Origin of the sequence: Demequina sediminis (assembly GCF_030296675.1) — a bacterium.
GTDB classification, from domain to species: Bacteria; Actinomycetota; Actinomycetes; order Actinomycetales; family Demequinaceae; genus Demequina; species Demequina sediminis.
Genome location: NZ_AP027736.1, coordinates 1,113,853 through 1,136,858, shown reverse-complemented (window position 1 = coordinate 1,136,858; position 23,006 = coordinate 1,113,853). Strand labels below are relative to the sequence as shown.

At 69.9% G+C, this 23,006-nt stretch carries 21 protein-coding genes and 3 pseudogenes; 18 read left to right on the top strand and 6 right to left on the bottom strand.

From position 1 onward, the window contains the following. From QUE44_RS05815 to QUE44_RS05770, 10 genes and pseudogenes are all read left to right on the top strand, one after another. A complete protein-coding gene (locus tag QUE44_RS05815) occupies positions 1–750 on the top strand; it encodes an amino acid ABC transporter ATP-binding protein (RefSeq protein ID WP_286216395.1) in 750 nt (249 codons plus the stop codon). A gap of 52 nt (positions 751–802) precedes the next feature. Continuing rightward, complete coding sequence (locus tag QUE44_RS05810) at positions 803–1,690, top strand: glutamate ABC transporter substrate-binding protein (RefSeq protein ID WP_425557986.1); 888 nt, start codon at positions 803–805, stop codon at positions 1,688–1,690. A gap of 57 nt (positions 1,691–1,747) precedes the next feature. Then, positions 1,748–2,398 (top strand): amino acid ABC transporter permease, encoded by a 651-nt coding sequence (locus QUE44_RS05805; protein WP_286216393.1) that lies wholly within the window; start codon positions 1,748–1,750, stop codon positions 2,396–2,398. A gap of 154 nt (positions 2,399–2,552) precedes the next feature. Further along, complete coding sequence (locus tag QUE44_RS05800) at positions 2,553–3,332, top strand: amino acid ABC transporter permease (RefSeq protein WP_286216391.1); 780 nt, start codon at positions 2,553–2,555, stop codon at positions 3,330–3,332. A 217-nt stretch (positions 3,333–3,549) separates the two neighbouring features. Then, positions 3,550–3,819, top strand: coding sequence for a 30S ribosomal protein S15 (rpsO, locus tag QUE44_RS05795; RefSeq protein ID WP_286216390.1), 270 nt, complete (start codon positions 3,550–3,552; stop codon positions 3,817–3,819). 318 nt (positions 3,820–4,137) lie between these two features. Further along, positions 4,138–6,356: pseudogene (locus tag QUE44_RS05790) on the top strand (polyribonucleotide nucleotidyltransferase). A gap of 127 nt (positions 6,357–6,483) precedes the next feature. Then, on the top strand, positions 6,484–7,803 hold the full coding sequence (locus tag QUE44_RS05785; RefSeq protein WP_286216388.1) for a M16 family metallopeptidase: 1,320 nt from the start codon (positions 6,484–6,486) through the stop codon (positions 7,801–7,803). 327 nt (positions 7,804–8,130) lie between these two features. Next, positions 8,131–9,246, top strand: coding sequence for a DUF222 domain-containing protein (locus tag QUE44_RS05780; protein ID WP_286216386.1), 1,116 nt, complete (start codon positions 8,131–8,133; stop codon positions 9,244–9,246). A gap of 187 nt (positions 9,247–9,433) precedes the next feature. After that, positions 9,434–10,177, top strand: coding sequence for a 4-hydroxy-tetrahydrodipicolinate reductase (dapB, locus tag QUE44_RS05775; protein WP_425557984.1), 744 nt, complete (start codon positions 9,434–9,436; stop codon positions 10,175–10,177). After that, positions 10,174–10,632, top strand: coding sequence for a hypothetical protein (locus QUE44_RS05770; protein ID WP_425557983.1), 459 nt, complete (start codon positions 10,174–10,176; stop codon positions 10,630–10,632). The genes dapB and QUE44_RS05770 overlap by 4 nt, the downstream gene beginning before the upstream one ends. Here the strand turns inward: QUE44_RS05770 and QUE44_RS05765 are convergent. After that, on the bottom strand, positions 10,629–11,114 hold the full coding sequence (locus tag QUE44_RS05765) for a GNAT family N-acetyltransferase (protein ID WP_286216384.1): 486 nt from the start codon (positions 11,112–11,114) through the stop codon (positions 10,629–10,631). The genes QUE44_RS05770 and QUE44_RS05765 overlap by 4 nt on opposite strands. A gap of 37 nt (positions 11,115–11,151) precedes the next feature. Here QUE44_RS05765 and QUE44_RS05760 point away from each other — a divergent pair, with 37 nt between their 5' ends. Both QUE44_RS05760 and QUE44_RS05755 read left to right on the top strand, forming a co-directional pair. Continuing rightward, positions 11,152–11,343, top strand: a complete 192-nt coding sequence (locus tag QUE44_RS05760) for a hypothetical protein (protein ID WP_286216382.1) — start codon at positions 11,152–11,154, stop codon at positions 11,341–11,343. A gap of 56 nt (positions 11,344–11,399) precedes the next feature. After that, a complete protein-coding gene (locus QUE44_RS05755) occupies positions 11,400–11,912 on the top strand; it encodes a ZIP family metal transporter (protein WP_286216381.1) in 513 nt (170 codons plus the stop codon). A gap of 3 nt (positions 11,913–11,915) precedes the next feature. On the opposite strand, the gene QUE44_RS05750 is transcribed toward QUE44_RS05755, so the two are convergent. From QUE44_RS05750 to QUE44_RS05730, 5 genes and pseudogenes are all read right to left on the bottom strand, one after another. Continuing rightward, the gene (locus QUE44_RS05750) at positions 11,916–12,239 is read right to left on the bottom strand and encodes an AzlD domain-containing protein (RefSeq protein WP_286216380.1); all 324 of its coding nucleotides are present in this window, start codon (positions 12,237–12,239) and stop codon (positions 11,916–11,918) included. Then, complete coding sequence (locus QUE44_RS05745; RefSeq protein ID WP_286216379.1) at positions 12,236–12,919, bottom strand: AzlC family ABC transporter permease; 684 nt, start codon at positions 12,917–12,919, stop codon at positions 12,236–12,238. Before QUE44_RS05745 ends, QUE44_RS05750 begins: the two co-directional genes overlap by 4 nt. Positions 12,920–13,124: 205 nt before the next feature. Next, positions 13,125–13,454 (bottom strand): annotated as a pseudogene (locus QUE44_RS14025) (GNAT family N-acetyltransferase); the annotation flags it as partial. Between the two features lie 134 nt (positions 13,455–13,588). After that, the gene (locus tag QUE44_RS05735; RefSeq protein WP_286216377.1) at positions 13,589–14,095 is read right to left on the bottom strand and encodes a dihydrofolate reductase; all 507 of its coding nucleotides are present in this window, start codon (positions 14,093–14,095) and stop codon (positions 13,589–13,591) included. Positions 14,096–14,098: 3 nt separating this feature from the next. Continuing rightward, on the bottom strand, positions 14,099–14,911 hold the full coding sequence (locus QUE44_RS05730; protein WP_286216376.1) for a thymidylate synthase: 813 nt from the start codon (positions 14,909–14,911) through the stop codon (positions 14,099–14,101). Between the two features lie 271 nt (positions 14,912–15,182). Between QUE44_RS05730 and QUE44_RS05725 the strand changes: the two genes are divergently transcribed. The 6 genes and pseudogenes from QUE44_RS05725 (at position 15,183) to QUE44_RS05700 (ending at position 22,971) form a co-directional block, all read left to right on the top strand. Continuing rightward, positions 15,183–15,338, top strand: a complete 156-nt coding sequence (locus tag QUE44_RS05725; RefSeq protein ID WP_286216375.1) for a cupin domain-containing protein — start codon at positions 15,183–15,185, stop codon at positions 15,336–15,338. Between the two features lie 51 nt (positions 15,339–15,389). Further along, the gene (gene dapA / locus QUE44_RS05720; RefSeq protein ID WP_286216374.1) at positions 15,390–16,283 is read left to right on the top strand and encodes a 4-hydroxy-tetrahydrodipicolinate synthase; all 894 of its coding nucleotides are present in this window, start codon (positions 15,390–15,392) and stop codon (positions 16,281–16,283) included. Positions 16,284–16,293: 10 nt separating this feature from the next. Beyond that, positions 16,294–17,976 (top strand): ribonuclease J, encoded by a 1,683-nt coding sequence (locus QUE44_RS05715; protein WP_286216371.1) that lies wholly within the window; start codon positions 16,294–16,296, stop codon positions 17,974–17,976. Positions 17,977–18,063: 87 nt separating this feature from the next. Further along, positions 18,064–20,720 (top strand): annotated as a pseudogene (locus QUE44_RS05710) (FtsK/SpoIIIE family DNA translocase). After that, entirely contained in the window at positions 20,705–22,054 is a 1,350-nt protein-coding gene (locus QUE44_RS05705) for a sensor domain-containing diguanylate cyclase (protein ID WP_286216370.1), read from the top strand. The pseudogene QUE44_RS05710 and the gene QUE44_RS05705 overlap by 16 nt, the downstream one beginning before the upstream one ends. Then, positions 22,051–22,971, top strand: a complete 921-nt coding sequence (locus QUE44_RS05700) for a putative bifunctional diguanylate cyclase/phosphodiesterase (protein ID WP_286216369.1) — start codon at positions 22,051–22,053, stop codon at positions 22,969–22,971. The genes QUE44_RS05705 and QUE44_RS05700 overlap by 4 nt, the downstream gene beginning before the upstream one ends. The last annotated feature ends 35 nt before the right edge of the window (positions 22,972–23,006 follow it).

Here is a 23,006-nt window from a genome sequence, read left to right as displayed (position 1 = left end):
ATGCCTGCCGCAAACGACGCGCTCGTGGTGCTGGAGAAGGTCAACAAGCACTTCGGGGACCTCCACGTGCTCCGCGACATCGACCTGCGGGTCGATCGCGGCGAGGTGATCGTCGTGATCGGGCCGTCGGGGTCGGGGAAGTCGACGCTGTGTCGCGCGATCAACAGGCTCGAGACGATCGACTCCGGCACCATCACGGTCGATGGCAGGCCGCTCCCGCAGGAGGGAAAGGCGCTCGCTCATCTGCGTGCTGACGTCGGCATGGTTTTCCAGGCCTTCAACCTCTTCGCCCACAAGACCATCCTCGACAACGTCACGCTGGGGCCGATCAAGGTCAAGGGCACGCCGAAGGCGCAGGCGCGCGCCGAGGCGATGGCGCTCCTCGAGCGCGTGGGCGTCGCGAACCAGGCGGACAAGTTTCCCGCTCAACTGTCAGGCGGTCAGCAACAGCGCGTCGCGATCGCGCGCTCTCTCGCGATGTCGCCCAAGGTGATGCTCTTCGACGAGCCCACAAGTGCGCTGGACCCCGAGATGATCAACGAGGTCCTCGACGTCATGACGGACCTCGCGCACGAGGGAATGACCATGATCGTCGTCACTCATGAGATGGGCTTTGCCCGCCGCGCGGCCAACCGCGTGGTCTTCATGGCGGACGGCGAGATTCAAGAGGAGGCGGATCCGGAGACGTTCTTCACCGCGCCCACGTCGGCGCGCGCGAAGGACTTCCTGTCGAAGATCCTCACGCACTGACCACCCGCACCGAAGCCAGGGCCCACAAGGCCGGGGAGAGGAGAAGGACATGATGATGCGGAGGAGGGCGGCCACGGCCGCATTCGGAGTGGCCGCGGCGCTTGCGCTCGCGGCGTGCTCGTCGGGCGAGGGAGAGCCGGAGGAGTCCGGCACTGCCGGCGGCGGTGAGATGGGCGAGTTCGCCGAGGGATCGACCATGGCGGCGCTCGCTGACGCCGGGTCGATCACGATCGGCACCAAGTTCGATCAGCCGCTGTTCGGTCTGCTCGCACCCAGCGGTGCTCCCGAGGGCTTCGACGTCGAGATCGGCAAGATCCTCGCCTCCGAGCTCGGGATCGACGAGGGCTCGATCGAGTGGGTCGAGACCGTCTCGGCCAACCGGGAGCCGTTCATTCAGGACGGCACCGTCGATCTGGTGGTCGCGACCTACACGATCAACGACGACCGCAAGGAACTCGTGTCCTTCGCCGGCCCGTACTACAACGCGGGCCAGGCACTCATGGTGATGTCCGACACGACCGACATCACGGGGCCGGATGACCTCGCGGGCAAGAACGTGTGCTCGGTCGAGGGCTCGACGCCCGCGGAGAACATCGCCACCAACTACCCGGACGCCAACCTGCAGCTCTTTGGCGCCTACACCGACTGCCTCGAGCCGCTGCGCAACGGGCAGGTCGACGTGGTCACCACGGACAACGTGATCCTCGCGGGCTACGTCGCGGAGTCCGACGGCGAGTTCATGGTGGTCGGCGAGCCGTTCACCGAGGAGCCCTATGGGATCGGCCTCGCACGGGAGGACACCGAGTTCCGCATGTGGATCAACGACGTCCTCGAGGAGATCTTCGAGGACGGACGCTGGCTCGAGGCCTGGAACGCCACCGCAGGCACCGTCCTGCCCGAGCCGGAGGTTCCCACGGTCGACCGGTACGAGATCGAGTAACGCCATCGCCGTGCGGTCCCTCGAGCGAGGGGCCGCACGGCATGTGCGGAGGAGAGCATGCAGGTCTTCATCGACGAGTTCGGCTTCATCTGGGGTGGCTTCCTCGCGACGCTGTCCCTGGCCGCCGCGTCCGGTGCACTCTCGTTCGTGTGGGGAACAATTTTGGCGACGATGCGCGTGTCGCCCGTGGGCCCGCTGCGCAGCGTGGGAACGGTGTACGTCGAGATCGTGCGCAATACCCCGCTCACGTTGATGTTCTTCTTCTGGGTCTTCGTCGCCCCCAGCCTGGGCATCGTCCTCGACCTCGGGTTCCGCACCGCGGTGGTCGCCCTGACGCTGTACACCAGCGCCTTCGTGTGCGAGGCGCTGCGGTCGGGAGTCAACTCGGTGGGACTGGGTCAGGCTGAGGCCGCGCGCAGCATCGGACTCACGTTCGGCCAGACGCTCACCCAAGTGGTGCTGCCGCAGGCGTGGCGGACCGCGATTCCGCCGCTGATCTCCGTGCTCATCGCGCTCACCAAGAACACCTCGGTGGCCGCAGGCTTCGCGTTCACCGAGTTGGTCGCGGTGCAGCTGCGCCTCATGACGCGCTATCCGACGGATGCGCTGTTCGTGTTCTTTGGCGTCGCGCTGCTGTACCTGGTGATCACGATCCCGCTGGGTCTCATCGCGGGACAGGTCGAGCGAAGGGTGGCGTTCGCGCGATGAGCGGATCGGTGCTGTACGACGCCCCCGGGCCGCGCGCCAAGCGCCTCGACCGGATTCTCAACGTGGTGTTCTCGCTGCTGCTCGCCGGGGCCCTCGCGTACGGGGCGTACGCGTTCTACCAGCGCGGGGTCTTCGACGAGCGCTGGGCGGTGCTGTGGGATCCCCCAAGGGTCAGACGGCGGGCGACGTGTGGGGCTCGCTCGGCAAGGGGCTGCTCGCGACGCTTCACGCGGCGGCCGTCGCCGCGCCCCTCGCGTTCGCACTCGGCGGCGCGGTGGCGATTCTCAGGCGGGGTGCGCGGCTGCGCCTCCTCACGGGCAGCGCGGCCGTCACCACCGAGCTCGCGCGCGGACTGCCCGTGTTGATGCTCATGGCCCTCGCGAAGTTCGCGTTCGGCTGGGACGTGTTCTGGTCGGTCGTGTTCGGGCTCGTGGTCTACAACGCCGCCGTGGTCGCGGAGGTGCTGCGCGCGGGGCTCGCCGCCCTGCCTCGCGGTCAGCGCGAGGCGGGGCTGAGCATCGGGCTGTCGACCATGCGCACCACGCTGCTCATCGAGCTGCCGCAGGCGGTCCGCATCATGCTCCCCGCTCTCGTGAGCCAGGTGGTCGTGCTGCTCAAGGACACCTCGCTCGGCTACATCGTCGCCTACCCGGAGCTGCTGCGGGTCATCAAGACCAACCGCGACTACTTCGGTGACACGTACGTCATTCCGCTGTTTTTCGTGGGCGCGAGCGTGTACATCCTTATCAACCTCACGGTGTCGCGACTCGCGACCTACGTCGAGCGACGCCTCCGCGAAGGAGGCAAGGGGCGCGGGCTGATGCCCCCGAGATCGGGCCCACCGGCCCGATCCCGCAGTCGGGTATCGGCGGACCCGCGCGCGATGAGGGTGCCCACGCGGGAGATCCGCTGTTCGGCCGCGGCCGTCCCGTGACGTCGACGCAGATTCCCGTGCGCAGGCCCGGCGAGGAACAGCCGCCGCGACGCGAGACCTAGCCGCGGCATCGTCCCTCACTCGCCGCCGACCGCCCGGTCGCGGGGGAGCGCGCCCGTCCGGTATGCTTGACCGTCGCCGTAAGAACGGCCGCGGTTTCCAGTGCCCCGGTGAACAGGCCCGGGTGCTCCGCGCAACGACCGAAAGAGAGAACACAGTGGCGCTCGACGCAGCAGTGAAGAAGTCCATCATGGCCGAGTACGCAACCAGCGAGGGCGACACCGGTTCCCCCGAGGTTCAGATCGCGATGCTCACGCAGCGCATCAAGGACCTCACCGAGCACCTCAAGGAGCACAAGCACGACCACCACACGCGTCGTGGCCTGCTCCTGCTCGTCGGTCGTCGCCGCAACCTGCTCAACTACCTGCAGCGCGTCGACATCGAGCGCTACCGCTCGCTCATCGAGCGTCTGGGCCTGCGCCGCTAGTCGCAGCCCCGCCAGGCGTCAGCCCGGCCGCTCCCCGCAAGGGTCGCAGCGGCCGGGCTTTCGCGTACCCGGGCCGAGGGCGACGGAGGCCGCCCGCGTGTCCCGACCCGGGCATCGTCCGCCCCGACTGCTACGATTGTTGCGGCCCGGTCTCCCGGAGCCACCCGATACAACCTGGCAGGCCAGCGGACGCTGATCCTCGGTGGTGATGGGCAGAATCCCCCGCGAGGCGGGGAGATTCTGAGCATTTCGACTGACGATCAGTGAGGGACTCGGTCCTGATCCTTGCCTGGCCTGCTCGAACGCAAGGAGCACCCTATGGAGGGTCCTGAAATCCAGTTCGCCGAAGCCACGATCGACAACGGTCGATTCGGCACCCGTACCGTCCGCTTCGAGACGGGCCGCCTGGCCCAGCAGGCCGCCGGCACCGTCGCGGCCTACCTCGACAACGACACGATGCTGCTGTCCGCCACCACGGCGGGCAAGCACCCCGCGAGGGCTTCGACTTCTTCCCCCTGACGGTGGACGTCGAGGAGCGCTCGTACGCCGCGGGCAAGATCCCCGGCTCGTTCTTCCGTCGCGAGGGTCGCCCCTCGACCGACGCGATCCTCACCTGCCGCCTGATCGACCGTCCACTGCGCCCGACCTTCGTGTCCGGCCTGCGCAACGAGGTCCAGGTGGTCATCACCGTCCTGTCGATCAACCCCGACGACGCTTACGACACGCTTGCGATCAACGCCGCCTCGGCGTCGACGCAGCTGTCGGGCCTGCCGTTCTCCGGCCCCATCGCCGGTGTGCGCATCGCGCTCATCGACGGCCAGTGGGTCGCATTCCCCAAGTACTCGCAGAAGGACCGCGCGGTCTTCGACATGGTCGTGGCCGGCCGCATTGCCGGTGACGACGTCGCGATCATGATGGTCGAGGCCGAGGCCACCGATGACGCGTTCGCGCTCATCTCCGAGGGCGCCCAGGCGCCGACCGAGGCCGTCGTGGCCGAGGGCCTCGAGGCCGCGAAGCCGTTCCTGCGCGCGCTGTGCGAGGCGCAGATCGAGCTCGCGGGCAAGGCCGCCAAGGAGGTGCGGGAGTACCCGCGCTTCCTCGACTACCAGGACGACGTTTACGCGGCGACGGCCGGTGCCGTCGAGGGCGCGCTCGTCGAGGCGCTCACGATCGCCGACAAGCAGGAGCGCGAGTCGCGCCTGGACGAGATCAAGGCGTCCGCGCACGAGCAGCTCGACGCGCAGTTCGCCGGCCGCGAGGGTGAGATCAGCGCCGCGGTGCGTTCGCTCACCAAGAAGGCCGTGCGCCAGCGCATCCTCAAGGACGGCGTGCGCATCGACGGCCGTGGCCTCGCGGACATCCGTCCGCTGTCGGCCGAGGTCGCCGTCGTGCCCCGCGTGCACGGTTCGGCGCTGTTCGAGCGCGGCGAGACCCAGATCATGGGTGTCACCACGCTGAACATGCTCAAGATGGAGCAGCAGATCGACTCGTTTAACCCCGAGACGAAGAAGCGCTACATGCACCACTACAACTTCCCGCCGTTCAGCACGGGCGAGACCGGTCGCGTGGGTAGCCCCAAGCGCCGCGAGATCGGCCACGGTGCGCTCGCCGAGCGTGCCCTGGTGCCGGTGCTGCCGTCGCGCGAGGAGTTCCCCTACGCGATCCGTCAGGTGTCCGAGGCGCTCGGCTCGAACGGCTCGACGTCGATGGGCTCCGTGTGCGCTTCGACCCTGTCGTTGCTCAACGCCGGCGTGCCCCTCAAGGCCCCCGTCGCAGGCATCGCGATGGGCCTCGTGTCCGACACCGTTGACGGTGAGACCCGCTACGCGGCGCTCACCGACATCCTCGGTGCGGAGGACGCCTTCGGCGACATGGACTTCAAGGTCGCCGGTACCTCCGAGTTCGTGACCGCGATCCAGCTCGACACCAAGCTCGACGGCATCCCTGCCTCGGTCCTGGCCGGCGCGCTCAAGCAGGCCTACGACGCCCGCGTCCACATCCTCTCCGTGATGGAGCAGGCGATCTCCGAGCCCGACGAGATGAGCCCGTTCGCGCCCCGCATCATCACGGTGCGCGTGCCCGTCGACAAGATCGGTGAGGTCATTGGCCCCAAGGGCAAGATGATCAACCAGATCCAGGACGACACGGGTGCCGACATCTCGATCGAGGACGACGGCACCGTGTTCATCGGCGCCGTCGACGGCCCGTCGGCGGAGGCCGCGCGCGCGGCGATCAACGCGATCGCCAACCCGCACGTCCCCGAGGTCGGCGAGCGCTTTGTCGGCACCGTGGTCAAGACGGTCGCGTTCGGCGCGTTCGTCTCGCTGTCGCCCGGCAAGGACGGTCTGCTGCACATCTCGCAGATCCGCAAGCTCGTGGGCGGCAAGCGCGTCGAGAACGTCGAGGACGTGCTCGGAATCGGCCAGAAGATCCAGGTCGAGATCACCGAGGTCGACCCGCGCGGCAAGCTGTCGCTCGGCGTCGTCGAGGAGGCGGGCGCCGAGTCCGTCGAGTCGGACGAGACCGACGAGGCCTGATCCTCACTCAGCAGTGACGTCCGCAGGGGCGGCCGGGGCAACCCGGCCGCCCCTGCGGCGTCTCGGGGCGCGACGCCCGCTCGGCCACGGCATCGTCCTGTCGCCCGGCCCGACTAGGCTCGCCCTCATGCCTCACATGCTTCCCCTCGTGCACGCGGGCGCGATCGGCGCCGACCTCTCGATCGAACAGGACCACGGTGCGCTCATTCGCCGCTCGGTTCTTCCGGGCGGGGTGCGCGTCCTCACGGAGCAGATCCCCGGCATGCGGTCCGCGACCTTTGGCGCCTGGATCGGGGTGGGCTCGCGCGACGAGGCCCCCGAGCACGCCGGATCCACCCACTTCCTTGAGCACCTGCTCTTCAAGGGCACGGCGCGCCGCAGTGCGCTCGACATCGCGGAGGCCTTCGATCGCGTCGGCGGCGAGTCGAACGCGCTCACCGGCAAGGAGTACACCTGCTACTACGCCAGGGTCATCGACACGGATCTGCCGATGGCGATCGACGTCGTGCTCGACATGGTGACCTCGGCGCGGCTCGATCAGGCGGACTTCGACATGGAGCGCGGGGTGATCCTCGAGGAGCTCGCGATGAACGAGGACGACCCCGGCGACGTCATCCACGAACGCTTCACCGAGGCGGTGCTGGGCGGACACGTGCTCGGCCGGCCGATCGGGGGCACGCCGGAGATCATCCGTGCGGTGAGCCGCGACGCGGTCGACGCGCACTACCGCACGCACTACACGCCGGCGGGACTGATCGTGACGGCCGCCGGGGGAGTCGACCACGATGCCGTGTGCGCGTGGGTGGCCGATGCCCTGGCGGCGGGCGGTTGGGACCTCGCCGACGGCGTGGCGCCGGTGGGCCGCAGGGACCGTCACGCGCGGGTCGAAGCGACGCTCACGCCCGAGGTCAGGATCGCGCGCACCGAGCTCGAGCAGGCACACGTGCTGATCGGAACGCGGGGATTCTCCGCGACCGACGAGCGCCGTAGCGTGCTCGCGGTCTACAACGCGATCCTGGGAGGCGGCATGTCCTCGCGGCTGTTTCAGGAGATTCGCGAGAAGCGGGGTCTCACGTACTCGGTGTACTCGTTCGGGGCGCCGAGCACGGAGACGGGGGTGTTCGGCATCTACGCGGCTTGCGCGCCGGCGAAGGCCGACGAGGTCTCGCGGCTGATGGCGAGCGAGCTCGAGCGGATGGCGGAGGGCGTGACCGACGGCGAACTCGAGCGCGCCAAGGGTCAGATCGCCGGATCGATGGTGCTGCGGCTCGAGGACTCGTACTCGCGGATGTCGCGGCTGGGTAAGGCCGAACTCGTCTTCGGCGACCTGTGGTCGATCTCCGAGATGCTCGAGCAGGTGCACGCCGTGACCGCCGATCAGGTGCGCGCGCTGGCGGCGGACCTCGCGACGCGTGAGCGGGTGTCGGTGCGGGTCGGGCCGGCCTGAGTCTGAGGCGGTCACCGGGCGAGATGCCTGGTATTAGTTTTTCTTCGCCTGGAGGCGTGCCCCTTTTGTCGTGATTGTCTGACCCTGTGTGTTGACTGTTCTTATGGAACTTTCCCTCGCTGCCGTGGCCGCCGATGTGGCCGATGTGGTGGCTGGTGTGGTCGCGCAGTTGCGGGTGTTTGAGGGGCGGGAGTTGGGCGCGTTGTCGGATGCGGAGGTGGTGTCTCTGCAGGGCACGGTGGCGCGTCTGGCTCGTGTGGTGGAGGTGCCGGTCGCGATGGTGGCGGGGGAGGTGGCGCGGAGGTCTTCTCCTGAGCTGGGGGTGGGTTGGCGCGCAGGCAGGGGTTTCGTAATGCGGTGGCGATGGTGGCGGCGGCGACCGGCGGTACGCGGGGTAGCGCCAGGGATTTGATCGCTGCCGGGACGATGCTCGATCCTGGCTCTTCACATCGTCCAGTCGTGGCTGACGCGTTCGCAGCGGGTGAGGTGTCGGCGGCGAAGGCGGCACTGGTGAGTGAGGTGATTGCCCAGTGCTCCGGTGAGGGACGTGACGGTGAACGCGCCGAGGTGGAGCAGGCGCTGGTCGTGAAGGCGAAGAAGGCGTCGCTGGAGGATCTGCGTCACGCCGGTCGCCAGGTTCTTGCCTCGTGGGATGTGGACCACACGCTCGAGCGTGAACAACGCGTCCACGAGGCCCGCTTTCTGCATTTCAAGGAAACCGTGGACGGCATGGTCGCGGTCAACGGGCTCCTCGATCCCGTCTGCGCGGCGCCGTTGATCGCGTTCCTGGATGCTCGGGTACGGGCAGGCTTTGCCCACAAGCGCGATGCGGGCGACACGTCGCGTGATCCGCGGGAGGCCGGTTGGATGCGTGTTGACGCCCTGGCGGACTTGGCCAGGCATGGGCTGCGCTGCACCCAACCCGGCACGGCGGCATCGACGACCGTGGTGGTGCGCGTGTCGGAAGAGGCACTACGGACCGGGCTGGGGGTCGGGGACTGCGACTCGATGGCGACACCCCTGACCGCGAAGCAGTTGAGGCTGATGGCGGTGGATGCCCAGATCCTGCCGATGGTGTGCGGCGGCGACTCGCTACCCATGGATTTGGGACGTGCGGTGCGGTTCTTCACGCCTGCGCAACGCCTCGCACTGATCGAACGCGATGGGGGATGTGCGTTCTGTCACGCCCCGGCCGCGTGGTGCGACGCGCACCATGTCAACGAATGGGACCGCGACCACGGCGAAACCAACCTGAGCGACGGACTCATGCTGTGTACCCGCTGCCACCATCGACTCCACGACGACGGCTGGACCGTCCGCACGTCGGCCACCGAAGTGTGGTTCATCCCACCAGCATCGGTCGACCCCACCCGCACCCCCATCCAGGGAGGCAAACACGCACTCGAGATCCACCCACCCCAAGCACCACCGCAGGCAGCATGACCACGCCAGGCCCCCACGCGTCGCGTGAGTACTTGCCGCATGACCACGCGCCGCCACCCCACGCCGCCCGCGCACGCCGTACTCGCGCACGTCGTGTCGCCGCGCGTCGTACCCGCGCACCCTCACCCCCCACCCAGATACCCCCACACGCGCGAACGCCACCGTGGCACCGCCTAGGCTGGTGGCCATGATTTCTGTCGCAGTGCTGGGCGCCGCGGGGCGCATGGGAACACACGTCGTGAATGCGGTGTCGGGGGCCGAGGGTCTCGAGGTCGTAGCTGCACTCGACCATGGTGACGACATCGCCGAGGCCGCCCGCGCCGGCGCCACCGTGGCCGTCGACTTCACCGTGCCCGACGTCACCGAGGCAAACGTCCACGCGCTGATCGACGCGGGTATCCATGCGGTGGTCGGCACCACAGGATGGACCCAGGAGGCGCTCCTCCGAGTCGACGAGCATCTTCGTGAGCGCCCCGAGCTCGGCGTGCTCATCGCGCCCAACTTCGCGCTGGGCGCGGTGCTGTCCATGCGCTTCGCCGCTGCTGCCGCCCGCTACTTCGAATCGGTCGAGGTGATTGAGCTTCACCACCCCGACAAGGTCGACGCCCCCTCGGGCACCGCTCTCCACACCGCCCGCGCCATCGCCGCCGCGCGAGCGGAGGCGGGGGTGGCTCCCTCGCCCGATGCCACGACTCACGACCCCGACGGTGCGCGCGGTGCCGTCATCGACGGAGTCCACGTGCACGCTGTCCGCCTCCGCGGACTCGTGGCGCACGAGGAGATCCTGCTCGGCAACCCCGGCGAGCAACTCTCGATCCGCACGGACAGCTTCGACCGCATCAGCTTCATGCCCGGAGTCCTGCTGGGCGTGCGAGAGGTCGCCCGCCACCCCGGCCTCACCGTGGGTCTCGACGGGTACATGTCGCTGTGAGTCTCATGCGCCGCCCGGCGCTCCTTGCCGCGACCGCGGTGACGGCGCTGCTCGGCATCTACGTCGCGCTCGTCGCCGGGCGCGCGGTCGTGCTGCTGCGCGACGATTCCCTCGTGGCCAAGGCCCTGGGCGCACTCTTCCTGGTGCTTCCCGTGATCGCCGTGTGGTACCTGATCGCGGAGTGGCGCCTGGGGATGGTGGTGCAGAGGATGGCGACGCGCCTCGAGGCGGAGGGTCGGCTCCCCCTGCACGACGGCGAGCGCACGCCGAGCGGCCGCCTCACCGAGGAGGCCGCCACCGATGTCTATGAGCTCGCACGCCGCGAGGTCGACCTTGCGCCCGAGGACTGGGTCGCGTGGTTCCACCTCGCCTTCGCCTACGAGGCGGTCAAGGACAAGGCCCAGGCGCGCAAGGCGCTGCGTTACGCCGCCGACCTCTTCCGGAGTGCGCGCTAAGCGAGGGAAGCGCGGTACATGACCTCGACGAGGTCACCCGCGGGCCCCTCGAGGGTCCGGCGGACGCCGCCCTCCGCCAGGCCCGCAGAGGAAAGGAAGGTGCGCCGCGCGTCGTCAGCCTCGAGCGTCCACGCCCTGACCTCGCTGCGGCCCTGAGCCCGGATCGTGTCGATGCACGCGGCGAGCAGCCGTGACCCGTGGCCGACCCTACGGTGATCGGGTGCCACCTCGAGCGCCAGGATCTCCGTGGGCGTGAGTGCAGCGAAGCCGACGACGTGGGGACCGTCGCACGCAACAAAGACCCGGTGTTCGCGGCTCGGCGGTTGGGCGATCGCCGTGGACCACTGGGCCCGCATCTGATCCGCGGCCAGATCCTCGATTGCGGCCCCCAGGCTCGCCCGCCACGAGGCCAACTGGATCTGCGCGATCGCCTCCTCGTCTCCGGGGACGGCGGGACGGGCGGAGACATCGGCGTGGATCATGCGGTCAAGACTAGGCGTACAGCACGAGCGTGGATGCATGGACGCGATCGCCACGGTGGTGGCGGCGGGGCTCGGCATCGGGACGCTGCTCATCGGCGCGGTGATTGCGGTGAGCTGGGACGTGTCTCGACGCGCCGTCGCGAGTGTCATGGCGTTCGGTGCGGGCGTCATGCTCGCGACGCTCGCGCTCGAGCCTGTGGTCGAGGCCAGCGAGGCGGGCGGCGTGTGACCGGTTGTGGTCGGGTTTGCGGGGGATCCGTCATCTATGTGGCGGGAGACCGACTGGTGGCCCGCGTCGCCGCGCGCAGGGCCCGGCGCGAGCGCGCCTCGCGCAACATCACGTCGCGGCGCGGCGGAGACGCTCCTGGGGCTGGCGGCGCCTTCGCAGTCGGCGCACTGCTTGATGGAATTCCGGAGGCGGTCGCCATCGGCCTATCGGTGAAATTCGGCGGCACCATCCCATGGGCAGTCGTCGTGGCGATCGCGCTGAGCAACATTTCCGAGGGCCGCGCGGGAAGCGTCGCGATGCGCCGCGCGGGTCGGTCGCCCCGCAGCATCCTCGCGCTGTGGGGCGCTGTGGCCACGATCGCCGTGGTCACGGGTGTCGTGGGCGCCGGGGCACTCGCCGGCGTCTCGATAGCCATGCTCGCCATCATCGTGTCCGTAGCCGCGGGGGCGCTGCTCGCGATGGTGTGCAACGCGATGATTCCCCAGGCATTCGAAGAGGACCACTGGGCCACCGGACTCAGCGCCGCCACCGGATTCCTGGTGGCCTTCGTGCTGAACCACGTGTCGTAGGAGTCAGCCCCAACCGAGCGCGCGCAGACCCGCAGCGACGAGCGCGGCTACCGCGACCACGACGATGAACGGCGCACGCCTCCACAGCAGGACTGCTGCCACGGCGAGAGCGGCGACGCGCGCATCGACGGTCAGCCCTCGTCCCGAGCCGAAGGTCTGCACCGCCACGAGCGCGGACAGGAGTGCGACCGTCACGAAGGCGGCGACCCTGTGCACGCGGGGATTGTCGAGCCACGCCTCCGGCACCGTATGGCCAGCGAGCTTGGTCGCCCATGCCGCGAGGCCCGCGGCGGCGATCGCGATCCACGTCCACACGTAGGCGCTCACTCCGGCACCTCCTCGGGACGCGGATGCCCCCACCCGGCGACGATCGCGACCGCGGCGGCGGCCAGCACGGGAACACCGGCCGGCGCGACCGGAGTCAATGCGAGGGCGACCACCGCGGACGCGCCCGCGACCGCCTGCGCGCGGCGCGACGCGAGACGCGGCCACACGAGGGCGAGGAAGGCCGCGGCCGCGGCGGCGTCCAGTCCCCAGTCGGCGGGGTCGCCCAGGCGCGATCCGAGCAGCGCCCCCACCACCGTGATCGCATTCCAGGCGAGGAACACGCCCACGCCCGTCCACCAGAAGCCCGTGCGCCGTGCCTCGAGGTCGTCGTGGGGCTGCGCGAGCGCGACCGCGGTCGACTCGTCGATGGTCACCTGCGCCGCCCACGCGCGTCGCCACCCGCGCATCGGCCTCAGGACGGGGGCAAGACCCACGCCGTAGAAGCCGTTGCGGATCCCGACGAACGTCGAGGTGGCCACGGCCGCCCACGGACCGCCGCCCGCCCCCAGCACACCCACGAAGGCGAACTGAGAACCGCCCGAGAACACCAGCAGCGAGAGCGCGAGGGTCTGCCACACGTCGAGTCCGGCCGCGACGGAGAGCGCGCCAAAGCTGAGCCCGTACGCGCCGGTCGCAAGCGACACCGACAACGCGTGCTGGCGCGCCGTGTCGAGACTCACGCCGGCCACGCCAGCGCGGTGCCCGCGTCGTCGAACAGGAGTGGCGGAGGGGCCGAGGCGAGGGCTCGCGCCGCAGCGCCGCGGCATCGATGGTCCACCGCTCCATGGCGGGCTCGTCCCCGAGCGGCGCGGCAAGCCCGCGCGCGGTGAAGCCTGCGCGCCGCGGCACGGCGGCTGAGCGCACGTTACCGGGCACGTGATGGATCTCCACCGACGCGGCCTTCGCATACGCGAGCGCGACCCGCGTGAGCGCGACAACCGCCTCGGTGACGAGCCCCTCACCCTCACGGTCCGCGCGGATCCAATACCCGATCTCGAGGACGCCTGGCCCTCGACGCGTGTGAAAGCCGCTGCCGCCCACGTAGTCGCCCGTCGCGCGGTCGAACATGCCCATGGGGAAGTCGGCACCCTGCTCGTGCTCGGCGATGAAGCGCGCCACGGTGGCCGCGCGCTCGGACGTGCTCACGGGCTCGGCCACCGCCCACGGCAGGAAGCGGGCGAGGTGCTCGCGGTTCGCGGGGATCACCGTCGACATCGCCGCGGCGTCCTCGGGCACGTAGCGGCGCACGGCCAGGCGCTCGGTCTCGATGCGCGCGGGCACGGTCCAGGTCATGCGGTTCATCCTGGCACGCTCCCCGTGGGCCACCGAGTCGGCAGGTGGCCCCGCCCTCACGGCCGGCGTCGGTACGTCACGAAGCGATGGCGCGGCCCGTCATCCGTCGCCGACCACGGTCCGGCCGAAGCGGCCCACGACCCGGCCGTCACCTCCGGTGCGAACGTGTCGCCCTCGACCTCGATGTCGATCTCGGTGACCTCGAGCTCCTCCGCCACCGCGAGCGCCTCCACGAACAGCCGAGCGCCCCCGATGACCCACGCGTCCGTCCCGGGGGACAACGCGGCCACCAGCTCGAGGGCCTGGGGAAGGGACGCCGCCCGCTGGGCGCCCTCCGGTGCCTCTCCCGACGTGACGACCACGTTGACGCGGCCCGGCAGCGGACGGAAGCGCGGCGGCAGGGACTCCCACGTCCGCCTGCCCATGATCACCGCGCCGCCGCGGGTGGCCTCGCGGAAGTGGGCGAGGTCGGCGGGAAGGTGCCACGGCATCGTCCCGCCGCGACCGATGACGGGGCGGCCGGCGGCGTCGCGCGCCTGCGCCCAGATTGCCTTGACAGCCACCGGCTAGACCGCGACCGGAGCCTTGATGCCCGGGTGATGGCGATAGTCCTCGAACGACACGTCGTCGATGTCGTAGTCGAAGACCGAGTCCCTCGCGGCGAGCCGCAGCGTCGGGTACGGGTACGGCTCGCGCGACAGCTGCAGCTCCACCTGCTCGAGGTGGTTGGTGTAGAGGTGGCAGTCGCCGCCGGTCCACACGAAGTCGCCGACCGCGAGGCCCGTCTGCGCCGCGATCATGTGGGTGAGCAGCGCATACGACGCGATGTTGAACGGGACGCCCAGGAACAGGTCCGCGCTGCGCTGGTAGAGCTGGCAGCTGAGCTTGCCGTCGGCGACGTAGAACTGGAACATCGCGTGGCACGGCGCGAGCGCCATGTCAGGGATGTCGGCGGGATTCCACGCGGACACCAGCAGCCGACGCGAGTCGGGGTTGGTGCGGATCTGCTCGATCACCTCGGAGATCTGGTCGACGTGACCACCACCGGGCGTCGGCCACGAACGCCACTGGTAGCCATAGACGGGGCCCAGCTCGCCGTCCGCGTCGGCCCACTCGTCCCAGATCGTGATCCCGCGCTCCTGGAGCCACCGCACATTGGTCTCGCCCCGCAGGAACCACAGCAGCTCGCCCACGATTGAGCGCACGTGCACGCGCTTGGTGGTGATGAGCGGGAAGCCTTGGGCGAGGTCGAAGCGGATCTGACGGCCGAAGACCGACAACGTTCCTGTGCCGGTGCGGTCGCCCTTGGGCGTCCCGGTGGCCAGCACGTCGCGCAGCAGATCTTCGTACGGAGTGGGGATGTCGCTCACACCGCTCAAGGGTACGCGGGGAGGGACGATGCCGCGGTCGCCGCGCGCCGATCCAGCCGAGGGCGTTGAATGGGCGGGGGAAAGGGGTACGCATGGACGTCACGAGGCTGGACGCGTTGGTCGACGGAGAACTCGAGGTCGCTCGTGGAGCCTCGAGCGGGCGTCACGCCACGACGCTCATGGGGGACCGCGACAGCGACCTGCGTCAGACGGTGATCGCCCTCGCGCAGGGTCACCGCCTGGGCGATCACGAGAGCCCGGGGAGGCCACGCTGCTCGTGTTGCGCGGTGCGGTACGCGTGGTCGCGCTGGACCGCGCGGTGGACCTGGACCAGGGCGACTACCTGCGGATCCCGCGAGAACGCCACAGTCTCGAGGCGCTGTCCGATTGTGCGGTCCTGCTCACGGTCGCGACGAGGGGCGAACGCGTGCCGTAGCGGAGGCGACGTGACCGAGGTGTGGGGTGTGGGCGCGGTAAGTTGACTCCCATGACATCTTCCTCGCGACCGTTCGGCACGGTGCTGACCGCGATGGTCACGCCGATGCACGAGGGCGGGGCGCTCGACCTCGAGGCCGCACAGTCCCTCGCGCGATTCCTGGTGGCTCACGGCTCCGATGGCCTCGTGTTGTCTGGCACCACCGGCGAGGCGCCCACGACCCACGCCCCCGAGAAGGTTGACCTGCTCCGTGCGGTGCGCGAGGCGGTGGGCCCCGACGTCACGCTCCTCACGGGCGCCGGCTCCAACGACACCGCCCACGCCGTGCGCATGGCGGAGCAGGGCGCCGAGGCGGGCGCGGACGGCATCCTCGCTCTGACGCCGTACTACTCGAAGCCCTCGCAGGCGGGGGTGGTGGCGCACTTCCGTGCGATCGTGGGTGCCACCGACCTGCCCGTCATGATCTACGACATCCCCGGTCGCACCGCGCTGGCGATCTCGGATGAGTCGTACGACGCCCTTGCCGCGCTGGGCCGCGTGGTGGCGGTCAAGGACGCGACCGGAGGCGTTGAGACCGCGAAGGCGCGCATCGAGCGCACCGGCCTGGCCTGGTACTCGGGCGACGACCCGCTCACGCTCGACTTCCTGCGCGCGGGTGTGGTGGGAGTGGTGTCCGTGTCCTCCCACGTCGCGGGACGCCAGATCGCCGCGATGATCGCCGCGCACGACGCGGGCGACACGGCCGAGGCCGAGCGCCTTCACGAGTCGCTCCTGCCCATCCATGCCGCGATCTTCGACGGCCCCGGCGCCACCAACGCGAAGTCCGCCGTGCACTGGCTCGGCGTCATCCCCGGCCGCGCGATGCGCCTGCCGCTGCTTCCCCTGACGGCCCCCGAGCACGACGCCCTGGTGGCGCGGCTCACCGCCGCCGGCATTCACCCCTGACGGAGACCACATGACCTTCAACCCCGACCTGCTTCCCCCTCCCGCCCTCGAACCCGGCACGCTGCGCGTGGTGCCGCTCGGCGGCCTGGGCGAGGTGGGGCGCAACATGCACGTCCTCGAGATCGACGGACGGCTGCTCATCATCGACTGTGGCGTGCTCTTCCCTGAAGACCACCAGCCCGGCGTCGACCTCATCCTTCCCGACTTCGGGTACATCGAGGACCGGCTCGACGATGTCGAGGCGATCGTCCTCACGCACGGCCACGAGGACCACATCGGTGCCGTTCCGTACCTGCTGCGCATGCGCAGGGACATCCCGATCCTGGGCTCCCAACTGACGCTCGCCTTCATCGAGGCCAAGCTCAAGGAGCACCGCATCACGCCCGTCACGCTCGCCGTCAAGGAGGGCCAGCGCGAGGTGCTCGGGAAATTCGACCTCGAGTTCGTCGCCGTCAACCACTCGATTCCGGATGCCCTCGCGGTCTTCGTGCGCACCCCCGCAGGCACCGTGCTCAACACCGGCGACTTCAAGATGGACCAGCTGCCGCTCGACGGCCGCATCACCGACCTGCGCGCCTTCGCGCGCATGGGTGCCGAGGGCGTCGACCTGTTCATGGTCGACTCGACCAATGCCGAGGTGCCCGGATTCACCACCTCCGAGGTGGAGATCGGCCCCGTGCTCGACCGCCAGTTCGCGCAGGCGACGGGCCGCATCGTGGTGGCGTCCTTCGCGAGCCACGTGCACCGCGTCCAGCAGGTGATCGACGCTGCGCAGGCGCACGGCCGCAAGGTGGCCTTCGTGGGCCGGTCGATGGTGCGCAACATGGGCATCGCCGCGGACATGGGCTTCCTGCGCGTGCCTGACGGCATCCTCGTCGACCCGAAGAAGGCGGACGACATGCCGGGCCACCAGGTGGTCTACATGTCGACCGGATCCCAGGGCGAGCCGATGGCGGCGCTGAGCCGAATGGCCACCGGCGACCACAAGGTCACGGTGGGCGAGGGCGACCTGGTGATCCTCGCATCGTCCCTCATCCCCGGCAACGAGAACGCCGTGTACCGCGTCATCAACGGGCTCATGCGCCTGGGCGCGACCGTGGTGCACCAGGGCAGCGCGCGCGTGCACGTCTCGGGCCACGCGAGTGCGGGCGAGCTGCTGTACTGCTACAACATCCTGCGCCCGCGCAACGTCATGCCGATCCACGGCGAGGTGCGCCACCTGCTCGCGAACGGCAATCTCGCGATCAAGACGGGCGTGCCGCACGAGCGCGTGATGTTCGCGGAGAACGGCACCGTCGTGGACCTCAAGGACGGCGTCGCGACCGTCGTGGGCGCGGTCGAGGTGCACAACGTCTACGTCGACGGATCGTCGGTGGGCGAGATCACCGACACCGAGCTCAAGGACCGCCGCATCCTCGCGGAGGAGGGCTTCGTCACAATCATCGCCGTGGTCGACTCGACCAACGGCCGCGTCGTGAGCGGCCCGGAGGTGCATGCGCGCGGCCTCGCCGAGGACGACTCGGTGTTCGACGCGATCCTGCCCGACATCAAGAGGGCGATCGAGGACGCGGCGAAGGGCGGTTCGACGGACACCCACCAGCTCCAGCAGGTGGCGCGCCGCGTCCTGGGACGGTTCGTGGGCACCAAGCTCCGCCGCCGCCCGATGATCATCCCGGTGGTCGTCGAGGCCTGACGCCTGGCGCCCCGCAGCGGGACGATGCCGGGGCCGCGCGGGGTGGCAACCTCGCCCGGTCCCGCCCTGGCGCTAGCGTGATGTGCCATGGCTCAGACGCGACAGACCCGTCCCGCGCCCCGGTCCTCCCAGGCCGCGCGCCCGTCAGGCGCGCGCGCGTCGGGCGCACGCGGCAAGGCTCCCGTGAAGAAGCAGCCGCCCGCCGTCCTGCGCGGCGCGCGCGCGGTGGGCAGGGGTAGCGCCGCCGCGCTCGGCTCCGCGGTGCGCTCGATCGGTCACGGCGCGCGTGACGTGCCGCCCGCGGTGCGTCGCGACGGCCTCGCGATCGTCCTGGTGATCCTCGCGATCCTCATCGCCGCGCGCGAGTGGTTCGAGCTGTCGAGCTGGGCGGGCACCGCGATCCATGCCGTGGTTGCCGGAACCTTCGGGGTGCTCGCGTACGGGCTGCCGATCGTCCTGCTCGTCATCGCGGTACGCCTCATGCGCGCGCCTCAGGAGGAGAGCACCAACCACCGGATCACGCTCGGCGCGCTCATGCTCGCGATCATGGTCGACGGCATCATCCACATCGCGAAGGGCCAGCCGAGCCCCGTCGAGGGATGGGAGGGCGTGCGCGAGGCGGGTGGTCTCCTGGGCTTCCTCGTGGGCACGCCGCTGGCATCGCTCGTCACGGCGCCCCTCGCGGTCGTCGTGCTGGTCCTGCTCGCGCTGTTGTCCGTGTTGATCGTCGCCGGCGTCTCGATGCGAGAGGCGGCCGAGTGGGTCGCTGAGGTCGCCCGCAAGGTGCGTCACGGCGACGGCGTCGAGACCGGTGAGACCGAGGTGCTGGATCTTCCCGAGCACCGCACCCTCGAGCGTCCCGGCGCGCCCGAGCCGCGCGCGCGCAAGAGCCGGGCCCGCCGCCTCTTCGACCGCGCAATTCACGGCGAGCAGCCCGGCGATCCCGATGGCCTCGACGCGTACGAGGCGGACGAGGCCTTCGCGACCGCCGCGACCGTCGAGCGCACCGACTTCGATGACATCATCGACCCCGACGGCGGACGTGCCGCTCAGGCGACGGCCCCCCTGTCGCCCTATGCCGCCGAGGAGCCCGTGCCTCTCACGCCCGACGCCCTGGCCGACGCCCCGACGCAACTCATCGAGGTGACGGGTGAGCGCCACGCTCCCCCACCACGAGCATCGTCCCCGCGGGGGAGCAGGGCACGCTCGAGAACTCGACGCCGTACGTCCTCCCCTCGCTCGACTACCTGGTCAAGGGCGCCCCGCACAAGGAGCGGTCCGCCGCCAACGACCGCGTGGTCGCGGCGCTCACGAGCGTGCTCGAGCAGTTCGGGGTGGATGCCGAGGTCACGGGCTTCACGCGTGGCCCCACGGTCACGCGCTACGAGGTCGAGCTGGGTTCTGGCGTCAAGGTCGAGAAGATCACGCAGCTCAGCAAGAACATCGCGTACGCCGTGGCGAGCGCGGATGTGCGCATCCTGTCTCCCATTCCCGGCAAGTCCGCGATCGGCATCGAGATTCCCAATGTGGACCGCGAGACGGTCGCGCTGGGAGACGTGCTGCGCTCGCCCGTCGCGACCCGCAACGACCACCCGATGGCGATCGGCATCGGCAAGGACGTCGAGGGCGGCTACGTCATGGCCAACCTCGCCAAGATGCCGCACCTGCTGGTCGCGGGTGCCACGGGAGCCGGAAAGTCCTCGTTCGTCAACTCGATGATCACCTCGGTGCTTATGCGCGCCACGCCCGCCGAGGTGCGCATGGTGCTCGTGGATCCCAAGCGCGTCGAGCTCACGATCTACGAGGGCATCCCGCACCTCATCACGCCCATCATCACCGACCCCAAGAAGGCCGCGCAGGCCCTCGAGTGGGTGGTGAAGGAGATGGACATGCGCTATGACGACCTCGCGCTGTTCGGGTACAAGCACATCGACGACTTCAACAAGGCCGTGCGTGCCGGCAAGGTCAAGCCGCTGCCTGGCTCCGAGCGCAAGATTCACACGTATCCCTATCTGCTGGTCATCGTGGACGAGCTTGCGGACCTCATGATGGTCGCGCCGCGCGACGTCGAGGAGTCCATCCAGCGCATCACGCAGCTCGCGCGCGCGGCCGGCATTCACCTCGTGCTCGCGACTCAGCGGCCCTCGGTCGACATCGTCACGGGCACGATCAAGGCGAACGTGCCGTCGCGCCTCGCGTTCGCGACCTCGTCGCTCGCCGACAGCCGCGTCGTGCTCGACATGCCGGGAGCGGAGAAGCTGATCGGCCAGGGTGACGCGCTGTTTCTTCCCATGGGGGAGTCGAAGCCGATGCGCGTCCAGGGCTCGTGGGTGTCGGAGACCGAGATCCACGCGGCCGTCGAGCACGCCAAGCGGCAGGCCGACCCCGAGTACCGCGACGATGTGGTGCAGGCGGGGTCGACGTCGGCCGCGGTGGCCGAGGACATCGGCGACGACCTCGATGACCTGTTGGCCGCCGCCGAACTCGTCATCACGACCCAGCTCGGGTCCACCTCGATGCTGCAGCGCAAGCTCAAGATGGGCTTCGCGAAGGCGGGACGGCTCATGGACCTCCTCGAGACGAGGGAGATCGTCGGTCCGTCCCAGGGCTCGAAGGCTCGTGACGTATTGGTCACACCAGACGAGCTTGCGTCCACTCTCGCTGTCCTCAGAGGCGAGTCGGGCGCTACGGTGGGCTCCACCGCATACGACGACGCTGAGGACGGGGAATGGGTGGACTCGTAGACCTCTTCGCGCAGCCGGCGTTCGTCGCCGGGGTGGGCGCGTTGCTGGTCCTTCTCGCGCTGTGCGCCTTCTACTTCTTCTGGAGGTCGGCGCGCATCCGCGCGCAGCGCGACGAGGCGCTCGCGCAGGAGCGGGACCTGCGCCGCCAGTTCGAGGCGGTCATGACCTCCGCGCGGGACGGCGTGATCATCGCGAAGCCCTCGGGCGAGGTGGCGATGATGTCCGACCTCGCGGGCACGATCCTCGGGGTGTCCGCCACCGGTGCCTACGGAGTCTCGCTGTCGCGGCTGCCCGTCAGGGCCGTCGACGCGCACCTGCGACCGCTGCTGCCTGCCGAGGCCTTCGCGAGCACCGAGGACGGCCGTCCGCGCGTGATCGGCGTTCCCGGCCGGCGCGGGGCCGAGGACATTCGCTGGCTGCACGTTCGCACGCGCGTGGTCGAGGACGGGCCGGACGGCGCGATGATCGTCATCACCGTCATGGACACGACGGGGTTGCGCGAGGCGGCCGAGGCGCTCAGCCGTTCGGACGCGCGGTTCCGGCGCGCGATGGAGAATGCGCCGACCGGCATGGCGCTCGTCGACCTCGAGTGGCGACTCACCGAGGTCAACCGGGCGTTCGCGCAGATGATGGGGTCCACCGTCGCGGCGCTGCGCGGCACGCCCTTCAGTTCGCTGTCGCACCCCCAGGACCTGCAGGCCGAGCGCGATCAGTTGCAGCGGCTCTACGACGGTCACCAGAACCACTTCTCGCTGGAGAAGCGCTACGTGCGCGGCGACGGCAACGTGGTGTGGGCCGTCCTCGACGTCGGACTCGTGCGATTCGCCGGCGGCGCACCCGACCACTACGTGGTCCAGTTGCGCGACACGACGGACGACCGCATGCATTCCGAGCTGCTTGCGCACCGCGCGATGCACGACCCCCTCACCGGGCTGGCCAACCGCAACCTTCTTCACGAGGTGCTGACCACGCTGGTCGCCAAGCCCGACGCCGAGTCACGCGTCGGCGTGATCGCGGTCGACCTCGACGGCTTCAAGGGACTCAACGATCGCTTCGGCCACGCGACGGGAGACTCGGCGCTCGTGCACGTGGCCGGGATCCTTCGCTCGGCGACGGGCAGCCGCGGCACCGTCGCGCGCATCGGCGGCGACGAGTTCGTGATCGCCGTCGAGGATCCCGACTGCTCCAAGGCGCTCTTCGACATCGCCGCGGCGATCCACGACGGGCTGCGACGTCCGCTCGCGGTCAAGCGCCACCAGGTGCAGCTCGGGGCCTCTCTCGGCATCGCGATGGCGGACGACGAGACGGTGACCGGAGGGGAGCCGCGCTGTTGAGCGCAGCCGACGCAGCGATGTACCGCGCGAAGGCCGCTGGCAAGAGCCGCACCGAGGTCTTCGAGCCCTCGATGCGGACCACCGCCGATCACCAGACGGCGCTCGCCGCGGAGCTCGCCCGCGCGATCGAGAACGGCGACTTGGTCCTCCACTATCAGCCGATCCTCGAGCTTGCCACGCGTACGGTCGTCGGCTATGAGGCGCTCGTGCGCTGGCAGCACCCCACGCGTGGACTGCTGCTGCCCGGCGCTTTTCTTCCGCTCATCGACGATCGTGGATTGTCCGTCACGCTCGGCGCGGCGCTCGTCGAACAGGCGGCGACCTTCCTCGAACGCGGGCCGTCCGACAGCACGTGGGTGTCGCTCAACGTGTCCGCCGACCAGTTGGGTGACTCCGAGTTTGCGGACCGCGTGCTGTCCGCGATCGGCCGCCACCACCTCAGCCCGCAGCGGATCGTGGTCGAGCTCACCGAGGCATCGCTGGTTGCGCCCAACACCCGCATCCGCCACGAGCTCACGGAACTTCGCAACGCCGGGGTGCCGATCCTGCTCGACGACTTCGGCACCGGCGTGTCGCCCCTGTCGTACCTGCGCAACCTGCCGGTCTCCGGAGTCAAGCTCGACATGTCCTTCGTGGCGGGCATCCCCGAGGACCCCGCGGGCGCCAAGGTGTCGCGCGCCCTGGGCGCGCTGGCCCGCGAACTTGGCCTCGCGACCATCGCGGAGGGCATCGAGACCGAGGCCCAGGCACAGTTCCTGTCGCGCTGCGGATGGCGCTACGGGCAGGGATGGCTGTTCGGCGTCGCGCAGCCCGCGGCCACCGTGCTCGCGACCCACCCGCACGTGGGAGAGAGCCTCATCGACCCGCGTCCGCAGGAGCGAGACGAGGCCATGACGACCCACGAGCCGCTCGCGTAGAGACGCCCGCGGCGACGTCCCGCTGCGGATCCGCC

Excerpts from the sequence above, each read along its gene's own strand:
- dapB (WP_425557984.1), top strand. The coding sequence starts at position 9,434 with ATGATTTCTGTCGCAGTGCTGGGCGCCGCGGGGCGCATGGGAACACAC.
- QUE44_RS05785 (WP_286216388.1), top strand. The coding sequence starts at position 6,484 with ATGCCTCACATGCTTCCCCTCGTGCACGCGGGCGCGATCGGCGCCGAC.
- QUE44_RS05805 (WP_286216393.1), top strand. The coding sequence starts at position 1,748 with ATGCAGGTCTTCATCGACGAGTTCGGCTTCATCTGGGGTGGCTTCCTC.
- dapA (WP_286216374.1), top strand. The coding sequence starts at position 15,390 with ATGACATCTTCCTCGCGACCGTTCGGCACGGTGCTGACCGCGATGGTC.
- QUE44_RS05815 (WP_286216395.1), top strand. The coding sequence starts at position 1 with ATGCCTGCCGCAAACGACGCGCTCGTGGTGCTGGAGAAGGTCAACAAG.
- QUE44_RS05765 (WP_286216384.1), bottom strand. The coding sequence starts at position 11,114 with ATGATCCACGCCGATGTCTCCGCCCGTCCCGCCGTCCCCGGAGACGAG.
- QUE44_RS05810 (WP_425557986.1), top strand. The coding sequence starts at position 803 with ATGATGCGGAGGAGGGCGGCCACGGCCGCATTCGGAGTGGCCGCGGCG.
- QUE44_RS05705 (WP_286216370.1), top strand. The coding sequence starts at position 20,705 with ATGGGTGGACTCGTAGACCTCTTCGCGCAGCCGGCGTTCGTCGCCGGG.
- QUE44_RS05760 (WP_286216382.1), top strand. The coding sequence starts at position 11,152 with ATGGACGCGATCGCCACGGTGGTGGCGGCGGGGCTCGGCATCGGGACG.
- QUE44_RS05715 (WP_286216371.1), top strand. The coding sequence starts at position 16,294 with ATGACCTTCAACCCCGACCTGCTTCCCCCTCCCGCCCTCGAACCCGGC.